The organism is Serratia sp. H1w, assembly GCF_000633355.1.
Taxonomy (GTDB): domain Bacteria; phylum Pseudomonadota; class Gammaproteobacteria; order Enterobacterales; family Enterobacteriaceae; genus Chania.
Genome location: NZ_AYMQ01000211.1, coordinates 1 through 4239 on the forward strand (window position 1 = coordinate 1; position 4239 = coordinate 4239).

Annotated in this window: 5 protein-coding genes; all 5 read left to right on the forward strand. The window is 49.4% G+C overall.

What is annotated here, in order from left to right; translation table 11 throughout:
* Nucleotides 1–1177 (forward strand): transglutaminase-like domain-containing protein (locus tag U869_RS0128830; protein WP_232785429.1); only part of this gene is annotated, 1177 nt, incomplete at its 5' end.
* Nucleotides 1149–1511, forward strand: coding sequence for a mercuric transporter MerT family protein (locus U869_RS0128835; RefSeq protein WP_115650712.1), 363 nt, complete (start codon nucleotides 1149–1151; stop codon nucleotides 1509–1511). The genes U869_RS0128830 and U869_RS0128835, both read left to right, overlap by 29 nt.
* Nucleotides 1508–1798: a heavy-metal-associated domain-containing protein gene (locus tag U869_RS0128840; RefSeq protein WP_025120995.1), complete on the forward strand. Its 291-nt coding sequence runs from the start codon at nucleotides 1508–1510 to the stop codon at nucleotides 1796–1798. The genes U869_RS0128835 and U869_RS0128840 overlap by 4 nt, the downstream gene beginning before the upstream one ends.
* A gap of 403 nt (nucleotides 1799–2201) precedes the next feature.
* On the forward strand, nucleotides 2202–2879 hold the full coding sequence (locus U869_RS0128845; protein ID WP_025120994.1) for a helix-turn-helix transcriptional regulator: 678 nt from the start codon (nucleotides 2202–2204) through the stop codon (nucleotides 2877–2879).
* Nucleotides 2880–2902: 23 nt separating this feature from the next.
* Nucleotides 2903–4195 carry a cytosine permease gene (locus tag U869_RS0128850; RefSeq protein WP_029987597.1) on the forward strand — a complete coding sequence of 431 codons (1293 nt, stop codon included), beginning with the start codon at nucleotides 2903–2905 and terminating at the stop codon, nucleotides 4193–4195.
* Nucleotides 4196–4239: the final 44 nt, after the last annotated feature.

Here is a 4239-nt window from a genome sequence, read left to right on the forward strand (position 1 = left end):
CATTGAATACATGACCAAAAAAGGAACTGTGATGGAAAGGCGTAAATTTCTCAAGGGTGCGGCGGCGTTATCTTCTTTTGGGCTGATCGGCCCGGCCTGGTCTGAGTCGCGTAAAACCGATATCCCGGCGTCAACCTGCGTGGACAACAGAAGACGCTTTGTGATGACGCAGACCTATCAACTGAAAGCGCCAGCGGGCTCCGAAGGTAAGGTCAATCTGTGGATCCCGCTACCAGAGGACACCGCCTTTCAACAACTCAAACACGTGACCTTTTCTGGCAACTATCAGCAGGCCTATCTTACGGCGAACAATAGCTACGCGGCTAAAACGCTGTTTGCTTCCTGGGCGGATTCCAAAGGGCCGATGGAACTGAAAGTGGAAATGCTGATTGAAACCCTGGACTGGGAACCGCTGAAGAGCAAACAGCTATCCGAATGGCACCTGCCACAAACCGAACTGGTATTCCCCGCAGAGGTGAAGCCCTATCTTAACGCAACCCCACATATCCCGGTGGATGGTCTGGTGAAAGAAACCGCGTTGAAGATTATTGGCGATGAGAAATCCCCACTGCAACAGGCGCGGCTAATCCATGAATGGGTAAGAACCCATATGCATCGCGACGATGCGGTGATTGGTTGCGGTACCGGAGATGTGGGGCAAATCCTTAAAGCTGGCAAGCTGGGCGGAAAATGCACCGATATCAACTCGGTGTTTGTCGCATTATGTCGCGCCAGCGGCATCCCCGCACGTGAAATGTTTGGTATCCGCCTGGGAGCTTCCCGCAAGCTGGAGAACTATTCGAAAAAGGCCTTTGGTAGTGCCGATGAGCAAGGCGTGGCGAAAGTCAGCGGAGGGCAGCACTGCCGGGCGATGTTCTGGTTGGTGGGTTTCGGTTGGTTACCGGCCGACCCAGCCGATGTCACTAAAATGCGTCTGACAGAGAAAAAGGAAAATGGCGATCCCGCTGTGGAGGCCGTCAGCGAGTATCTGTTTGGCAATTGGGAAATGAACTGGGTTGGCTTTAACTACGCCCGTGATTTTGCGCTTTCGCCAGAAGCAGAGCAGGGCGACCTCAATAACTTTGGTTACCCGTATGCCGAAGTGGATGGCGACCCGTTAAACTTCTACGATCCGGCTGAGTTCAGCTATGACTATGTCTCTGTCGAGCAGCGTTAAGGGCAGCGTGGTTACGTTGTTGGCGGCATTGCTTGCCGCCGCAGCGTCGACGCTCTGTTGCCTTGGCCCACTGTTGTATCTGGTGTTTGGCATTTCGGCTGCCGGGCTGACCGGGATCCCGGCGTTATCCTGGCTACAGTGGCCAATGATCATTCTCGCCGTTGGGCTGATGTTGCGAGGGTTTTGGCGGCTTTATCTGTCGCCACGACCGGTTTGTGTGAACGTCGTCAGCCGTCGGGTATTGGTTTGGCTTTACTGGCTGTCTCTTCCGCTGCTATTGGCGTTGATGACTTATCCCTACGTATTACCTTGGTTATGGGAAATGATGGAATGAAAAAGCGTATTTTGCTGCTGCTGGCGTTGGTGATGTTCGCACCGCGACTCTGGGCGGAGAACCAGAAAGTGACTATCGATATCAAAGCAATGACCTGTTCCTTGTGCGTTATCTCCATCAATAAGGCGTTGCGCTCTACCGATGGGGTGATCAAGGCCAAAGCCTCGCTGAAAACGCATCAGGCGGAAGTGATTGTGCCGGAGGGATTTGATAACCAGGTATTATTGACGGCGATCTCCCGCACCGGGTATACCGGCGAAATTCAGGGTGTGGTTCCTGCTCCGTAAACGCAGGTTGAGTGATAATGCATGAAACTGCGATTGCTCAAGTGTTCTATATAATGCCGGGCAAACGAGTAGCGGTTTGATGAGAAAACGTTGGCTCCCCCAAGGAATGTTTGTTTGGGGGAGTAACTAATATGTGATGTATCTCACATATTTATCCCGAATTTAACGTCGGTAAAACGAGCTTTTATAAGTGATTTATAGTGTTATTATTTTGAGCCGCATCACGCTTAATCTTAATTGCTGCAATCATGGCGTTTCCCTGATGTTGGCTAATCCCAAATATTACGGAATAAATCACATTTGTATATACGTAGTTTTTACGTAGTAATTATCCAATAACCCGCCGCTTGAAAGTTTAAAATAGCTAATGTATTCTGTCAGGGACACCAGTGGAGGGTCGGCTATGTTCTACCATATTAAGAATAACCTTGAAGAGCTAATACCTTATCTTGAGGCAACCAGCATTCCGTGGGGCATCAAAGATCTTGAATCCGTCAATGTTTATATGAATGAAGCGGCGGAGCGATATGCCAATATCCCCAAGGGCTATGATATTGTTGGCAGGCTTGATGAAGAGGTTCCTGTTGATTGGAGTGAACTGGCCGATGACTACACCAACCAGGATCTGCTGGTCATCCAGAGAAAAACGGATGTGCCGGTCATAGAAACCAATTACTGGTATGGTAATGCTCATTTATCACCGTACATTGGCGATAAATACCCAATCTTCCTTGGCGAGAAGGTGGTAGGCACGCTTTGGTCTTCCAGGCCCTTCAAGCTCCTCACGCCGATGAATTATTTCAGAAATGAAAAAGCGCGTTTTGTCAGTTCATTAGCACCGACGGAGTTATTCTCCCCCACCGAGCTTAAAGTCATCTTTTTCTTGATGCAGAGATACTCAGCTAAAGAAATCTCTAGAATTCTAACTATCAATACCAGAACGGTAGAACGTCATACCTACACCATATACCGAAAAGCAAAAGTCTCGAGCCTGTCTCAGTTCATTGAATTTGCCTTGGTCATTGGGCTGGACTGCTATATACCTGAAGAGTTTATTGTGAAGGGTGTTAAATTCATTTAAGGATAACTATTGTGTCTGAAGGGATAGATGAATTCGCGTTAAGGCGTGTTCCGCGCAATAAGCGGTTGCCTTTTATTGGTGTCGCTCTTGTTCATGCTGGCATGCTAACCGCGCTCGATCAGTTTATGTTAGGGGCGGCGCTAGGGCACGGCATGTCAATTATTGATGCCTATACCGCGATTTTTATCGCCAGCGTCATCTGTGGCGTGCTTACCTATGGCATGGGCGTTGCCGGGATGCAAGAAGGCATGTCGTGTAGCTTGCTGGCGAGATGGTGCGGGTTTGGTCGTATTGGATCGGCCTTGATTGGCATCGTCATTGCCGTCAGCCTGATGGGCTGGTTTGGTATTCAAACGGCGATATTTGGCAAATCACTGGATTTCGCCTTGGGAGGGCACCTGGGTTTTAATGCCGCCGCAGCCATTGCGGGTATCGCATTGACTATTCTGGTCGCTATCGGGTTCCGTGCTCTGCGGTTTATCGCTAAGTTTGCCATTCCTCTGTTTATCGCTGCGATTTGTTATATCTCATTTCTCACGCTCTCGGGCCATGATGTTTCGTCGCTGATACTGATAAAGCCAAGTGGTGAAACTATCGGCGTCAGCTCGGCGATCACGATTATCATTGGTGCCTACACTCTGGCGGCGCTGACAACGCCGGATATTACCCGCTATCTCAGCAATAAAAAGCAGGTGTTGGGGGTGTCGCTCATCACTATCATTGTGGGTGAATTTATTGTCAACGGGCTGGCGATAACGCTTGCCAGGGCCATCGGCTCTTCTGATGTGGTGACTATCATGTCTACCGCTGCCGGTGGGATTGGTTTATTGATCGTGATTTTCTCCACGCTGCGTGTCAACGATCTTAACCTTTACTCTTCCTCCCTTGGCTTGGCAAACGCCATTGAATGCCTTTTTGGCATCAGGCTCAACTATATTGCCACCACGCTGGCGATTGGTGCCGTGGGAACCACCTTGTCAATTTTAGGTATTCTGGACCAATTCATTGGGTTCTTGGAGTTGATGGGCATCTTGTTCCCGCCGATCGTGGGCATTATGCTGGTTGAGTACTATTTCGTTCGTACCTATAAAAATGTGTTGGATAGCTCACGGGCTACTGAAGCATTGCCCGACCATAAAAATACCCCGAGTATCGTTTGGCCAGGGCTGATTGGTTGTGCATTTGGGGGCTTCATCGGATTCTTTATTGATGTAGGCGTTCCAGCGATCAACTCTTTAGTCGCCGCTAGCCTGTTTTACTATTTGGTCACGATCTTGGCGCGCAGATTCAGGCCAATGGTGAAGCAAGCGGTCTAAACCTGAGATGTAGCCTGGTTAGATGCATAAAATCCACGCAATTG

Coding starts and splice junctions, on each gene's coding strand:
- U869_RS0128840 (WP_025120995.1), top strand. CDS start 1,508: ATGAAAAAGCGTATTTTGCTGCTGCTGGCGTTGGTGATGTTCGCACCG.
- U869_RS0128835 (WP_115650712.1), top strand. CDS start 1,149: ATGACTATGTCTCTGTCGAGCAGCGTTAAGGGCAGCGTGGTTACGTTG.
- U869_RS0128845 (WP_025120994.1), top strand. CDS start 2,202: ATGTTCTACCATATTAAGAATAACCTTGAAGAGCTAATACCTTATCTT.